Consider the following 13,677-nt stretch of genomic DNA (forward strand, 5'->3'; position numbering starts at 1 on the left):
CCCATGCTGCTTTGGCAGCGAGCGCCATGATCTGTCCTATATAAAAGATTGCCCGCGCCAGTGGGTCAGTTGTCCTGCAGACGGTGTAGCTGTCGGCGCAGGTTGTCCAGTTCGTCCATCAGTTCCAGTGCCAGCGCCGCACCGGCTGGGTTAACCCCCAGGTCGCGCTGCAGGCGCACGGCCACGGTGGCGCGGTGCAAGTGCACGCCGGTGAAGCGCCAAACCTCAGGAGCCTCTCCCATCGGCGCCAGCACGCCTTCGTGTACCAGGTCCACGATGAGCTCCGACTGCGCGGCACAGGCCCGGCAGAGATCGTCAAGGGTGAGTTCATCCTGGTCTTCCAGGATGAAGCCGGCGAGGTAGCGGGTGGGGGTGTTCATGCCTTGGCTCCCGAGGTTTGCAGGGCGGCGCGCGGCCTGAAGGCCTTGAATGCCGCCGCCATGTCTTCGTACGCTTTCTTTGCCGCATCCGTGTCCGCGGCCGGCAGGACCACCTGCAGCACAAAATAAAAATCTCCCGGGGTCTTGCCCGGCAGCCCGCGCCCCTTGAGCCTGAGCTTGCGCCCGCCGGCAGAGCCCGCCGGGATTTTCAGCTCCACCTCGCCGGTGGGCGTGGGCACTTCCACCTCGGCGCCCAGCGCGGCTTCCCATGGCGCGACGGGCAGATTCATATACACGTCATGGCCCTCGGCACGGTACAGGGCATGCGGCAGAAATTCAACATCCAGGTAAAGGTCGCCCGGGTTGCCCTGACCCATACCGGGAGAGCCCTGGCCCGCCAGGCGAATGTGCTGGCCTGCGCGTATGCCCTTGGGGATGACGAACTCGATGCTGCGGTCCTGCATCGTCACGCCGGCTTCACTCTCCATCGGCATGCGCAACTGCAGCTTGCGCGTGGCGCCGCTGTAGGAGTCGCCGATGTCGATCTGGATTTTGGCGTGCTGGTCCTGGCCATGCATGTCAAAGCTTCGGCTGCCGCGCATATCGTCAAAACCACCCCGGCCTTGCGGCCCTCCGCCCATGCCGCGGAAGATCGCGTCGAAAAAGTCGCTGTGGTCAAAACCTTCGGCTCCGCCAAAATGGGGAGCGCCGGCGGCACCCCCCGAGGCCTGCCCCGGGTTCCAGCCCGGCGGCGGGCGGAAGTCCTGCCCGGCCTGGTAGTTGGCGCCCAGTTGGTCGTAAGCGGTGCGCTTTTCAGGATCGCGCAACACCTCGTAGGCTTCGGCGATTTCCTTGAAGCGTGCCTCGGCGTTTTTTTCCTTGCTGACGTCGGGATGGTATTTGCGTGCCAGCTTGCGGTGTGCCTTTTTGATCTCGTCGGGCGTGGCACTGCGCTCTACGCCCATGACCTTGTAGTAATCCTTGAATTCCATGAAACACTTTCATCAGGGATGGTTTACCTGCCAGTCACCATAGCGGATAAGTGCCGGCGCGGTTGTCAGTCAAATGCCTGAGAACCCGTTTAGACCGTCAATAGGTTCTGCATCAAGTCTGCAAATGGGGTCAAGTACCTCAGGGTCAACCCGCAGTGCTGCTGGAGTTGCGTCCCTACTGCGCTGCCCCTGTGGCCCCTATCATGGCCGGATGAGTTCCAGCACACCTCCGTCCGTCCTTCGAACATTGTTTGAAGCCCAGCACCAGGCCAGCCGCGCGCAGCCCGAGGTGCCGCTGGCCCTGCGGCGGGAACGCCTGCTGCGCATCCGTACCTTACTGGACGAGCACGGCAGCGCGCTGGCCCAGGCCGTCAATGCCGACTTCGGCGTGCGGTCGCCCCAGCTGACCGAAATCGCCGACATCTTTGTGCTGCGCTCGCTGCTGTCCAGTACCCTCCGGCATTTGCCAAAGTGGATGAAACCCGTGAAGGTGCGCACGCCGCTGTACTTGCAGCCCGCGCGGGCCTACCTGCAGCGCCAGCCCTTGGGTGTGGTGGGCGTGGTGTCGCCGTGGAACTACCCGGTGCAGCTGTCGCTTGGGCCTGTCATCACCGCGCTGGCGGCTGGTAACCGCGTCATGCTCAAGCCCAGTGAGCTGACGCCGAAAACTTCTGCCTTGCTGGCAACCCTGATTGAACAATCCTTCGCACCTGACGAGCTGTGCGTGGTGCAGGGCGACGGCGCCCTGGCCGCCGAATTTGCCGGGCTGCCGTTTGACCACCTGTTTTTCACCGGCTCCACCGCCGTGGGCCGCAAGGTCGCCGAAGCGGCGGCCGCCAACCTCACGCCCACCACGCTGGAGTTGGGCGGCAAATCGCCCTGCATCATCGACGCGTCCTGCGACATCGACAAGGCTGCCATCAAGATTGCCCACGGCAAATTGCTGAACGCCGGCCAGACTTGCATCGCACCCGATTACGTGCTGCTGCCGAAAGGCAGCGAGACGGCCTTTGGCGAAGCCTTTGCGCGCGCCGTGTCCACGCTGTTCCCCACCATTGCTGGCAACCCCGATTACGCCGCCATCATCAGCCCGCGCCACCATGAACGCCTGCAGGCGCTGCTGGCCCAGGCTGAAGGCGAGGGCGCGCGCCTGCAAACCCTCCAGGCCGGTGCACCCGGTGTGGGCGCGGCGTCGCGGCAGATGGCGCCGGTGCTGGTGTTCGATGTACCCGCCGGCTCGAAACTGCTCAGCGAGGAAATCTTCGGCCCCATCCTGCCGGTGATTCCCTATGCGTCGATCGATGACGCGATTGGCTATGTCAACGCCCGCCCCAGGCCGCTGGCGCTGTACTGGTTCGGCACCGACACCGGTTCTCGCGACCATGTGCTGGCGCGCACCGTGAGCGGCGGCGTCACTGTCAACGACACGCTGATGCACATCGCGCACGAGAACCTGCCTTTCGGCGGCGTGGGCGACAGCGGCTGGGGCAGCTACCACGGCGAAACCGGTTTTCTGCGGCTGACGCAGCAAAAGCCGGTGCTGGTGCAGTCAAAGTGGGCGAGGGGAGACCTGTTTTATCCGCCTTATGGAAAACGGTTTGACCAGGTGATGGGCTTGCTCAAGCGCCTGATCTGAGGTTTGACCTGAAGGGATTGGCGTTCTGGTGACGGCGCCGTTCAAATTTCTTTGAGGAAACCCGAATCCTTTTGCCGAATGCGGGCCTCTTTGCCGGTATCAACCACCGACAAGGAGCTCCTGATGTTTTTTCCGCAACGAAATCTTTCCGCCTGTGCGCGGGGCGGCACCATGGGTGGCACCGCATCCACCGGAGGCGCCCGTGTTCTGTAGCACTTCGGTCACCCAGCATGTGTTGCGCGGGATAGGCGCGCTGGCCCTGCTCGCATGTGCCGCCCTGGTTTTCCAGGTGCATCCCCTGTGGGCGGTGCTTCCTCTGGCGGGTGCGCTGGTGTTGATGCGCGGCTGCCCCATGTGCTGGCTTGTTGGCCTGTTTGAAACCATCGCACGGCGCCACAGGCCAGCGGACAGCAAAGGCCAGCCATGAGCGCCGGTTACCAGTCACCCCAAGACCTGCAACTGGCGCCAGCCTTCGTGCGGCTGGCACCTGTGGAAGCCCAGGCTTTCCTCGCGTTTGACCATGCGGCCAAGCGCGAAGGCGGCCATCTTGAGCCACGTGTGCGGGAGCTGATTTCGTTGGCCGTGGCGCTTACCACCCAATGTGGCTATTGCCTGGACGTGCACACCCGTGCGGCCAGGCGGTTGGGCGTGACCCGCGAGGAGCTGGCGGAAGTGGTTCTGATTGCGGCGGCTGTGCGGGCAGGCGCCAGCGTGGGGCACGGCCTGCTCGCCTTGCGCCTGTTCGATGGCGACGGGGACGAGACAGTGCTTCCTGCTGGTAACTGAAAGGTCTGGCCCATTCCTTGACGCCCCTTTAGAATCCCCCAAAAATAACTGGAGGGATGGGCCATGCCTTTTGTTGGACTGGGACTTCATTTCATTGTGGCGGTGTTCTTTGCCGTCCATGCCTTGCGCAGCGGCCAGCAGATGTACTGGCTGATCATCCTGTTTTCGTTTCCCATGCTGGGCAGCCTCGTTTACTTCCTGGCGGTCTACCTGCCCGACTCGCGGCTGGAGCGCGGCGCGCGCAAGGTCGTGGCCGCAGCCGCAAAAACACTGGACCCGACGCGCGAGCTGCGGGAAGCACACGCCGCGTTTGACTACACGCCCACCGCGCAGAACCAGATGCGGCTTGCCTCCGCGCTGCTCGAAGCCGGCCAGGCGCTGGAGGCTGCGCAGAGTTACGACGCATGCCTCAAGGGCCCGTTCGCCTCCGACCTGGAAATCCGGCTGGGCGCCTCAAGGGCCTATTTCGCCTGCGAGCGTTATCCCGAGGCGATTACCCACCTTGAATTCATCCGCAAGACCGACCCCGCCTTTCGCGCGGAGCTGGTGTCGCTGCTGCTTGCCCAGGCGCTGGGCGGCGCCGGCAGGGGTGTGGACGCGAAAGCGGAGTTTGAATCCGCCGTGGACCGTTTCGGCAGCTTTGAAAGCCGCGCTGAATACGCCATCTGGGCCGCGATGAACGGGGATACCGCCACCAGCGCACGCCTGCAGATTGAGCTGCAGCGGTCCATGGAGCGCTGGAACAGGCACACGCGCGAGCTGAACAAGCCCTTGCTGCGCCGCCTTAACGCGGCGTTTGAAAAACGCTGAAAGCTGCGGGCCCCGGGCAAGGGCGACTTACCGCTGCGCCCCGAATACCTGCACCCAGTAAATACCGGCGCTGCTTTGGATGTTGACCGCAAAGGCCGTGCCCATCTCGGTATACGCCGGCGCCATGATGTTGGCGCAATGGCCGGGGCTGTTCAACCAGCCCTGCACGGCGGTGTCGGCCTGCATCTGCCCCGCGGCGATGTTCTCGCCGATGGCTTTCCAGCCGTAGCCTGCGCGTGTTGCGCGGCTGGCCACATCGCTGCCATCGCGCCCGGTGTGGCTGAAGTAGCTGTAACGCGCCATGTCTGCGGCATGCCCCCCGGCGATGCTGTACAACACGGGGCTGTATTGCAGCGGCCCTGCGGCCGCGAAGGCCTGCGTACCGCAACGGCGTGGCCTGGAGCGCGCTTCATTGACCAGTGCCAGCACCCGTGCCTGTACATCGCCGGCCTGGGCCGCAGCCGGGGGCGAGAAGGGCGCGGCCAGCACCACCCAGGTTTGCGCCCCGCGCTGGTAGAAGCCGGCTTCAGCGAGCTCGGCGTGCATCACCGCGCTGCATGATTTGCCCAGGGTCCTGCGCGCGAGCGCTGAGGGGCCCGTTGCGCCGCGTACGGCAATCTGCGCGGCCCGCACCGCGCGGTAGTCGACAGCTTTCAGTGCCTCGTCCATCGTGCGGCCGCTGGCCATGAGCTGCGCCGCCCGCGACAGGACGCTGTTTTCACGCAGCAGGGAAACCTTGGCGCCGCGCCCGTCGCAACCGTCCTCCCGTACCCGGTTCAGTTCGCGCAGCAGCGTGGGGTGCGGCTCGGCAGGCGCCTGGGCATGGCCTGTGGTTGCAAACATGACAACAGCCATTGAAGCCGTCGCGTGACCCCATCTCCTGCCGGTTTTTCTTGCTGCGCTGAGGAAGTTCATCGGGCCATGATAACCAGCCGGGCCCGGTGGCGTGCTGTTGTACGGCTGACGTGGAGTGCTATTGTTTTGATAGCCGCTTGCGCTCATCTCCAAGGGCCGGAAGGTGAATTTAGTTCGCAATTGGGAGGATGACTTTTCACCGCTGAACGGGCCGCTAAACTTCGGTCACCTGACGCCGGTCAGGATTTGCGAAACATCCTGACTGCCTGTACTCAACGCCTGCCCAATGCCTCAAACCTGCCGCTTGACCTGCTTCGCATGCGCCTGAGTCGTCCTTCCTTCAAAGTTCGCCTGCTGGCCATGCTGGCGCTTGTACCGGTAGTGGCGTGGTTTGCCGTCAGGCCCGTGCGGGTGATCGCGCCGGAACTGTCCGGTGTTTCATGCTTCAGCACCTCGGTGTGTGTGGACGACAAAGCCCGATTTGAAGAGGCTGCCCGGCTGCATGCGGAGGGCATGGCCTTCGTGTCTGCCAGGGTCGGTGCGATCCAGGGTATGCCGAAGATGGTCTTTTGCTCAACACAGGCGTGCGCCGATGCTTTCGGCCTGGGGATGCGTTCGGCCGTCACCCTGGGTACTTTCGGCACCGTTGTGGGGCCGCGCGCCTGGAAGCCGTTCTGGAAGCCGTTTTACGTTCGGCATGAGCTGATCCACTATTTGCAGGCCGAGCGTCTTGGCACGCTCTATCTGCTGCTCAAACCTCAATGGTTTGTCGAAGGCATGGCTTACGCGCTGAGCGAGGATCCGCGGTCGCCGCTGGGTGAGCCTTTCGAAAGCCACCGCCAGAAGTTCCTCCTGTGGCTTCCCACGATCGGCTCGCTAACCCTCTGGCAGGCGGCCGGGGATCTGTAGGTTGCGAGCCAACGCACTGTCGGTTACTTGAAGGTGCTACTTTTTTGATAGCTGCTTGCGCTTGCCCTCATTGCCTTACAGCCTGTTTTTACTTTGAAAATGACTGGGTGGCTGGCCCATGGCGGCTTTGAACATCGCGGTGAAGGCGCTGTCACTGGCATAACCGCTGGCCGCCGCCACGGTGCTGACCGATTGCCCGCGTGTGAGCAGGGGCAGGGCGTGGGCAAGGATGGCCTGCTGGCGCCATTGCTGGTAGCTCAGGCCCAGTTCGTCGCGAAAAAGCCTGGCCACCGTGCGTTCGCTGGCGCCAGTATCGGCGGCCCATTCGGCCAGCGTGGCCCGCTCTGATGGTGCGCGCAGCACGGCTTCACACAGGGCGCGCAGCCGCTTGTCCCCGGTTTGCGGATGCGGCATGGGCACGCCGAGCGCCTGGGTGTCGGCGCCTGCGAGCTCGTCCAGCACCAGGCTGGAAAGAAGTTGTTCGCGAGTGGCCGGCAGCGGCCGCTCCGGGGTGGCCGCGTCGAGCGCGTGGATGGACTCACGCAGTAACGGCGAAACCACCAATACGCGGCAACCGGTCCAGCCCTTCGGGGTGGCGCTTGCGTCGAGGTACAGCGTGCGGAATTCGGCGGCCTCCAGCACGGTCACGTGATGTTGCGCGCCAGGGGCGATCCACACCGCGCGGGAGGGCGGCACGATGTAGGTGATTTCGCCGCCCGCATGGCCCGACTGCTCAGCCGTGACCTGCAGCACCCCCGTGGAGCAGTAGGCCAGTTGCGCCCAGGCGTGGGAATGGGGCTTGAAATGCGTGTCTGCTTCCAGCGTCCGCGCCCGCACGCGCACTGGCCGCTGGCGGCTGGGCGTGAAGTTGTCGGTGTCGCCCACCGGCACGAAATGAAGCGGGGCTTTACGTTGCGGCATCTGGCGTGTCGGAAGGTCTATCCACCTGAATCAGATGATGTGATCGCAGGGACGAAGGTCATTAAGCGGTTTGTCCGAAATTCGATGAAACATGGCTTTATGTCGCATTTCAGAAGGCTTGGCCAATACTACGATAGCGCCATGAATACTTCAAGTACGACCCTGAACGCGCCCGCTGCAGTCCCTTTTCGCACCGACGCCAGCGTGATCAGCCTGGTGGGCCTGGCGCACATGATCAGCCATTTCAGCCAGCTGCTGCTGGCGCCCCTGTTTCCCTGGCTCAAGGACGAGTTCAGCGTCAGCTATGCGGAGCTGGGGTTTTTGATGACGATCTTTTTTGTGGTGTCGTGCGCGGTGCAGGCGCTCTCGGGTTTTGTCGTCGACCGCTTCGGCCCGCGCCCCATATTGTTCGCCGGCCTGAGTTTGCTGGGCGTGGCGGCTTTTGGTTATTCCATCAGCACCAGCTACTGGATGCTGGCCGGCTTTGCTGTAATTGCCGGTGTCGGCAATGGTGTGTTTCACCCGGTGGACTACACGCTACTGAACCGCAAGGTCAGTGCGCCGCGCCTGGGCCACGCCTACAGCGTGCACGGCATCACCGGCAGCCTGGGCTGGGCGCTGGCCCCCGCAGTGGTGGTGACGCTGACGTTTGCTTATTCGTGGCGTGTGGCATTGGCTGCCGCCGGTGTGCTGGCTTTTGCCGTGCTGGCGGTGCTGGTGATGAACCGCGACAAGCTCACCCTCACGATGGCGGCGCCGGTCAAGGGCGCGCCCGCGGCCGACAGCAGTCTGGGTTTTCTGAAGATACCGGCCGTCTGGATGTGTTTTTCTTTCTTCTTCTGGTATGCCATCGTTCTCAGCGTGGTGCAGGCTTTTGCACCTGAAGCTGCGCGCCACCTGCATAACGTGCCGCTCGCACTGGTGGCTATCTGCCTGACGGTTTATATGGTGTGCAGCGCGGGCGGCATGGTTTTTGGCGGCTTCCTGGCATCGGATCCCGCGCGCTGCGAGCGCATTGTGGGCATCGGGTTTGGTGCGGCGGCTGCCGTGGCGGTGCTGCTGGCCGCAGGCAGCTATCCCGCATGGGTCGTGCCTGTGCTGTTCGGCATCATGGGCTTCGCCACCGGCATCGCCGGGCCGTCGCGTGACCTGCTGGTCAAGCGCTCAACCCCCGAAAACGCCTCGGGCCGGGTTTACGGCGTGGTGTATGCAGGCCTGGACATCGGCCAGGCCGTGTCGCCGCTGATCTTCGGCGCGATGATGGACCATGGCTATTACCGCGGCGTCCTGCTGGGCCTGGCGCTGATGCAGGCGGTGCTGATCGCCAGCGCCTTCAATGTGCGCCGGGTGCGCCGCACGGTACTCGCCACGGCCTGAGCATTCCGGGCTCGATGTGTCGCGGCCCCGCGACGCGCCTGCAGGACGGATGCGCAGTTTTTCCTGCCCGGTCCTATACTGGATCGCATCATCTCCGGAAAGAAGGCATGCGATGAAACGTCTTACCCGGGCTTCTTCTCCTGCTTCCCAGGCTGTGGTCCTCATTGCGTTGGCTGGGTTGGCATTTATGGGCATGGTGCAGGCACAACCCGCCCCGTTCAAATACCAGCTGACGGGCGACATCGGCGGCGCCGTGTATGGCACACAAAGCGTGATTCGCAGCAAGAGCAACGACACCGTCTTGCTGCCCTATGCTTATGCGGACTATGGCCGCTTCTTTGCGCGTGTCGACACGCTGGGCATCAAAACCGCAAGGATGGGCTACGGCTACCTGGAATTTTCCGGCCGCATCAGCCAGGACGGCTGGCGCGCCGATACCGCCGCGCTGTCGGGACTCAAGGACCGCAAGCGACCGATTCCGCTGGGCATAGGCACCTTTCAGGAAACGCCTTACGGCGGGTTTTTCGTGAACGCGTTTGTGGACGCCAACAAATCGCACGGTGCATTGCTGGAAGCCACATACGCGGCGGAGTTCAAGGTCGGCAGCTGGTCGTTCTTTCCGCAGGTGGGGCTGGAACACACCAGCGCCAAATACAACAACTACCTCTACGGTGTGACCCCGGCCGAGTCAGCCGCCAGCGGGTTTACAAACTACAACGCCGGCGCCTCGACAGCGCCCACGCTGGGCCTGGGGGTCGATGTGCCGCTCGGTGATCCCTGGATGCTGACGATGCAACTGCGTCGCAAGTGGTTGGGGTCTTCGGTTCAGGGCAGTCCCCTGGTCAGCCGCCGGACGCAGGACACCGGGTTTATCGCCGTGTCGTATCGGTTCCGCTAGCCCGGCGTCCGGAGTCATCCGGCCGCAGACGTGAAAAGCTGGCGCCTGTTTCCCCTGTAGGGCGTGTTTTTAGCGGCGCAGCTTGCCGGTGCATGCTGCCGGGAGTGCCGGCGCACCGCATTTTTGCGTTTTGCCTCCCAGCTTTCACCGAGCTTTCACCAGGTGTCGGCGTTTCCTCGGTGGTTTAGCCGTCCGTCCTCCCGCATTATTCGTTCCATGAATATCCTGCTGGTTGAAGACGACCTGAATCTGGTGGACGCCCTCAGCCGCATGCTGGTTGCCCGCGGGTTCCACGTCGTTTGCTGTGCCGACGGGAAAGAGGCGCTGGTGATGGCACGGCATCGTCCGTTTGATGCGGCCCTGCTCGACCTGAGCCTGCCCGGCATGGATGGCCTGGATTTGCTGCAGCACCTGAGGGACGAAGGTTCCCGGCTTCCCGTACTGGTCATGACGGCGCGTACCGCGGTCGAGGACCGGGTGCTGGGATTGAACTCCGGCGCGGACGACTACCTGATCAAGCCTTTTGATGTGGAAGAACTGGTGGCCCGCCTGAAGGCGCTGGTGCGCCGCAGCCTGGGCGTGGAAGATTTCCGCTGTGGCACCCTGCGCTTGGACCTGGACAACGGACAGGTATTTCGCGGCGCACTGCCGCTTGAAATGTCGGGGCGTGAACTAGCCCTTCTCAAGGCGCTGATGATGCATCCCGGCAAGGCTGTGGCCAAGGATGACCTGCTCCAGACCGTCTTTGGTGACGAAGGCTCGGCTGGTGCGGATGCCATTGAGGTGCTGGTGCACCGGTTACGCAAACGCATCCTGGGGTCCGGAGCCAGTCTTGTCACCCTGCGGGGGGTTGGCTACTACCTGATGGATGATGCCCTGGCTGAAAGGCAGGATCAGCCGTGAAAACAGTGAGCCTGTTGCGGGGAAAGTCATGGACGGTCTGGCGCCCATGGCGGGCCCGGCGATCAATCCGGTTGTTTGTCTGGGCCTGGTCGCTGGGGCTGCTGTTGGCCTGGTGCTTTTTGAACTGGATGGGCGCGGCGTATCCCCAGACACTCTTTGGATTGCCTGCAGGACTTTGGTGGCTGTTCAAGGTATTGGCGTTTGCTGCCGGCCTGTGGTGGGTTTTGCGCCAGGCCTTCAAACCCGTTGTGGTGTTGGGGCAAGAGCTCGACAGCCGCCGCACGGAAGACTTGCGGCCGGTCACGAATCAGCAGCCGGTTGAGCTGCAGCAATTGGCCAGGACGGTCAATTGGCTGATGCAGCAGCAGCAGGAATCGCTGGATCAGCAAAAGAAGTTTCTGGCCGATGCCTCCCACCAGTTGCGTACGCCCTTTGCGGTGCTGCGCACCCAGCTGCAGGGCGCCATGTCCGGGCAGCTGGACGTGCGGGAAACGCTGCCCAAGATGCTCAATACCGTGGACCGTTCCAGTGAGCTGGTCCGCCAGTTGCTGTCCGTCGCCAAGATGGAACAGTTGGTACGCCGGGCCAACTGGGTTGAAGTGGACCTGGCCACAACCGCACGTGATGTGGTCATGGAATTTGCGCCCTTGCTGGCCCGCAAGAAACTTGATTTCTCGATGCAGGCCATTCCGGTGCGCCTGATCACCGATCCCTGGTTGTTGGGAGAGTTGATCCGTAACCTGATGTCCAACGCTATTCAGCACACGCCCAAGGGCGGCGCTCTGGGCCTGGTGATTCGGGCTTTGCCCAGCGAAACCGAACTGCTGATCTGGGACAACGGTGGCGGCATGGATGAAGCTGTCCAGGCCCGCCTGTTCGAGCCTTTCCAGTCATCGTCGGGAACCTCTGGCGTCGGCCTGGGGTTGTCAATTTGCCGCCAGATTGCACTGTCGATGAACGCCGGAGTGGATTTGTTCAACCGCGTGCAAGACAACCATGTGGTGGGGGTGGATGCTGTCGTCCGGTGGCCCCAGGAAGTGCCCCATGAGTAGCGCCGTCCAGTTCCAGTCCATCAGCAAGACCTTTCCCAATGGGGTCCGTGCCCTGTGCAATATCCACTTGCGCATACCGTCCAGGCAACTGACGACCTTGCTGGGGCCGTCCGGTTGTGGCAAGACGACCCTGTTGCGAATGGTGGCGGGACTGGCACGGCCCACCTCGGGCCGGGTCCTGCTCGACGGGGTGGATGTGACCGACATGGGCGTCGAACAACGTCCCATCAGCATGGTGTTCCAGAGCTACGCCTTGTTTCCGCATCTCAACGTACTGGACAACGTGCGTTACGGGCTGCGCATGCTGGGACTGCACCCGCGCGAGCGTGACGAGCGCGCGCGGGCTGCGCTGGGCATGGTGGGGCTGCAGACCAGCGCCGGGAGCAACACCGCTGTGTTGTCCGGGGGGCAGCAGCAGCGTGTGGCCCTGGCCCGGGCGCTTGCGTTGCAGCCGAAGGTGTTGCTGCTGGATGAACCGCTGTCCAATCTGGATGCGGGTTTGCGGCGCCAGATTCGGGAGGACATACGCGCCCTTCAGCAAAACCTGGGGCTGACCGTGCTGTACGTGACGCATGACCACGGCGAAGCCATGGCGGTCAGCGACACCGTGGTGGTGATGCATGAAGGACAGGTCACGCAGGTGGGCACACCGCAGGAAGTCTATGAGACGCCGCACAGCGAATTCGTTGCGGCCTTCATGGGAGACGCCGTGATGTTTGACGCCCAGGCTGATGCATCCGGCGCGATTCAGCTGGGGCCCCTGCGCATCGCGCCCGGACTGACGCGGCGGCAGGGAAAAGTCCGCCTCGTGGTGCGCCCGCATGCCTGGCGGCTGGCACCCGCCAGCGGAGAAGGCCTGCCCGGAAAAGTTCTCTCACACGCCTACCTGGGGCGCAACACCGAGTACCACGTGCTGACCGCACTGGGGACATTGATGGTCCTGGTGCAAAGCGAGACACTGGTCCGCCAGGTGGGCTCGCCGGTCAGCGTGCATCTGGGCGCACAAGGGGTGAGTGTGGTGATGCCCTTTGACTGAACACATCAACACACTGCACGCATTCAATCGGGCCTCGCCGCCCATCCTTCAGGAGATTAACGTGAAAAAGACAGCACTCTTCGCAGCTCCCTTGCTGCTGGCCCTCGGACTTCCGGTGTTTGCCCAGGAAGGGGAGGTCAATATCATCTGCGCCGCCCAGGCGGACTGGTGCAACCTGATGCAAACCACCTTTGGCAAGACCAGCGGCATCAAGGTCAACATGACGCTGAAAGGATCGGGTGAAGCGCTGGCGCAGATCACCGCCGAGCGTGCCAACCCCAAGACCGATCTCTGGTTTGGTGGCACGGGTGACCCGCATATGCTGGCCGCGGAACAGAACCTGACGCTGGAATACAAGTCCCCGTCATTGCCCCAGTTGCATGCCTGGGCGCAAAAACAGGCGGAGCAATCAGGCTTCAAGACCGTCGGCGTTTACTCCGGGCCACTGGGCTTCGGCTACAACACGGAACTTCTGGCCAAAAGAAAACTGCCGGCTCCCAAGGTTTGGGCGGATCTTCTCAAGCCGGAATACAAAGGCGAGATTCTGGTCGCGGACCCCCGTGCCAGCGGAACGGCCTACACCATGATCGCCACGCTGGTGCAAATGATGGGGGAGGAAAAAGCATTCGAGTATCTCTCGGCACTGCATAAAAACGTGAGCACTTATCCACGCTCGGGCGTGGGGCCCATCAAGGCGGTTGCCCGTGGCGAGGCATCGGTTTCCATCAGTTTTGTCCATGACGTCACCGGTGAAAAGGCGCAGGGCTTTCCGGTGGATGCCGTCACGCCCGCCGATGGCACCGGCGTCGAGGTAGGCTCCATGTCCATCATCAAGGGCGCGCGCAATCTGGCGAATGCCAGGAAATTTTACGAATGGGCTCTCACGCCGGGCGCGCAGCAATTTGGTGCCGCAGTCAAGCAGTTCCAGTTGCCCTCCAACAAGGCAACTCCCATGGACCCCCGTGTTCCCGACTTCAAGAAAATCAAGCTGATTGATTACGACTACGCCAAGTACGGGCAAGCGGCGGTTCGCCGGCAACTGATCCTCAACTGGGAACGCAAGGTCTTCAACCAGGCCAAGTGATCTACGCGGCAGCGACGTGACGCTGACAACCTTCAATC

The 13,677-nt window shown here is 63.1% G+C and carries 15 protein-coding genes; 11 read left to right on the forward strand and 4 right to left on the reverse strand.

Annotated elements, in window-relative coordinates:
- Positions 1–65 precede the first annotated feature (65 nt).
- Positions 66–380, reverse strand: a complete 315-nt coding sequence (locus AC1DWQ_RS07915; protein ID WP_477669149.1) for a chaperone modulator CbpM — start codon at positions 378–380, stop codon at positions 66–68.
- Positions 377–1,372, reverse strand: a complete 996-nt coding sequence (locus AC1DWQ_RS07920) for a DnaJ C-terminal domain-containing protein (RefSeq protein WP_477669150.1) — start codon at positions 1,370–1,372, stop codon at positions 377–379. Before AC1DWQ_RS07920 ends, AC1DWQ_RS07915 begins: the two co-directional genes overlap by 4 nt.
- A gap of 211 nt (positions 1,373–1,583) precedes the next feature.
- On the opposite strand from AC1DWQ_RS07920, the gene AC1DWQ_RS07925 reads away from it, so the two are divergent.
- The 4 genes from AC1DWQ_RS07925 to AC1DWQ_RS07940 all read left to right on the forward strand — a co-directional run bounded on the left by AC1DWQ_RS07925 (position 1,584) and on the right by AC1DWQ_RS07940 (position 4,604).
- On the forward strand, positions 1,584–3,008 hold the full coding sequence (locus tag AC1DWQ_RS07925; protein ID WP_477669151.1) for a coniferyl aldehyde dehydrogenase: 1,425 nt from the start codon (positions 1,584–1,586) through the stop codon (positions 3,006–3,008).
- A gap of 202 nt (positions 3,009–3,210) precedes the next feature.
- Complete coding sequence (locus tag AC1DWQ_RS07930) at positions 3,211–3,435, forward strand: hypothetical protein (RefSeq protein ID WP_477669152.1); 225 nt, start codon at positions 3,211–3,213, stop codon at positions 3,433–3,435.
- Positions 3,432–3,794, forward strand: coding sequence for a carboxymuconolactone decarboxylase family protein (locus tag AC1DWQ_RS07935; RefSeq protein WP_477669153.1), 363 nt, complete (start codon positions 3,432–3,434; stop codon positions 3,792–3,794). Before AC1DWQ_RS07930 ends, AC1DWQ_RS07935 begins: the two co-directional genes overlap by 4 nt.
- 63 nt (positions 3,795–3,857) lie before the next feature.
- On the forward strand, positions 3,858–4,604 hold the full coding sequence (locus AC1DWQ_RS07940; RefSeq protein WP_477669154.1) for a hypothetical protein: 747 nt from the start codon (positions 3,858–3,860) through the stop codon (positions 4,602–4,604).
- 27 nt (positions 4,605–4,631) lie between these two features.
- Here AC1DWQ_RS07940 and AC1DWQ_RS07945 read toward each other — a convergent pair whose 3' ends face one another.
- The gene (locus AC1DWQ_RS07945) at positions 4,632–5,447 is read right to left on the reverse strand and encodes a CAP domain-containing protein (RefSeq protein WP_477669155.1); all 816 of its coding nucleotides are present in this window, start codon (positions 5,445–5,447) and stop codon (positions 4,632–4,634) included.
- A gap of 330 nt (positions 5,448–5,777) precedes the next feature.
- Between AC1DWQ_RS07945 and AC1DWQ_RS07950 the strand changes: the two genes are divergently transcribed.
- A complete protein-coding gene (locus AC1DWQ_RS07950) occupies positions 5,778–6,368 on the forward strand; it encodes a hypothetical protein (RefSeq protein ID WP_477669156.1) in 591 nt (196 codons plus the stop codon).
- Positions 6,369–6,443: 75 nt separating this feature from the next.
- Here AC1DWQ_RS07950 and AC1DWQ_RS07955 read toward each other — a convergent pair whose 3' ends face one another.
- The gene (locus tag AC1DWQ_RS07955; RefSeq protein WP_477669157.1) at positions 6,444–7,289 is read right to left on the reverse strand and encodes an AraC family transcriptional regulator; all 846 of its coding nucleotides are present in this window, start codon (positions 7,287–7,289) and stop codon (positions 6,444–6,446) included.
- A 141-nt stretch (positions 7,290–7,430) separates the two neighbouring features.
- Between AC1DWQ_RS07955 and AC1DWQ_RS07960 the strand changes: the two genes are divergently transcribed.
- The 6 genes from AC1DWQ_RS07960 (at position 7,431) to AC1DWQ_RS07985 (ending at position 13,639) form a co-directional block, all read left to right on the forward strand.
- The gene (locus tag AC1DWQ_RS07960; protein WP_477669158.1) at positions 7,431–8,666 is read left to right on the forward strand and encodes an MFS transporter; all 1,236 of its coding nucleotides are present in this window, start codon (positions 7,431–7,433) and stop codon (positions 8,664–8,666) included.
- 112 nt (positions 8,667–8,778) lie between these two features.
- A complete protein-coding gene (locus tag AC1DWQ_RS07965) occupies positions 8,779–9,564 on the forward strand; it encodes a MipA/OmpV family protein (RefSeq protein WP_477669159.1) in 786 nt (261 codons plus the stop codon).
- 216 nt (positions 9,565–9,780) lie between these two features.
- Complete coding sequence (locus AC1DWQ_RS07970) at positions 9,781–10,467, forward strand: response regulator transcription factor (RefSeq protein ID WP_477669160.1); 687 nt, start codon at positions 9,781–9,783, stop codon at positions 10,465–10,467.
- Positions 10,464–11,519, forward strand: coding sequence for a sensor histidine kinase (locus AC1DWQ_RS07975; RefSeq protein WP_477669161.1), 1,056 nt, complete (start codon positions 10,464–10,466; stop codon positions 11,517–11,519). The genes AC1DWQ_RS07970 and AC1DWQ_RS07975 overlap by 4 nt, the downstream gene beginning before the upstream one ends.
- Positions 11,512–12,555, forward strand: coding sequence for an ABC transporter ATP-binding protein (locus AC1DWQ_RS07980; RefSeq protein ID WP_477669162.1), 1,044 nt, complete (start codon positions 11,512–11,514; stop codon positions 12,553–12,555). The genes AC1DWQ_RS07975 and AC1DWQ_RS07980 overlap by 8 nt, the downstream gene beginning before the upstream one ends.
- 61 nt (positions 12,556–12,616) lie before the next feature.
- Complete coding sequence (locus AC1DWQ_RS07985; RefSeq protein WP_477669163.1) at positions 12,617–13,639, forward strand: ABC transporter substrate-binding protein; 1,023 nt, start codon at positions 12,617–12,619, stop codon at positions 13,637–13,639.
- Positions 13,640–13,677 lie beyond the last annotated feature (38 nt).

This window comes from Polaromonas sp. P2_G11 (assembly GCF_056403595.1).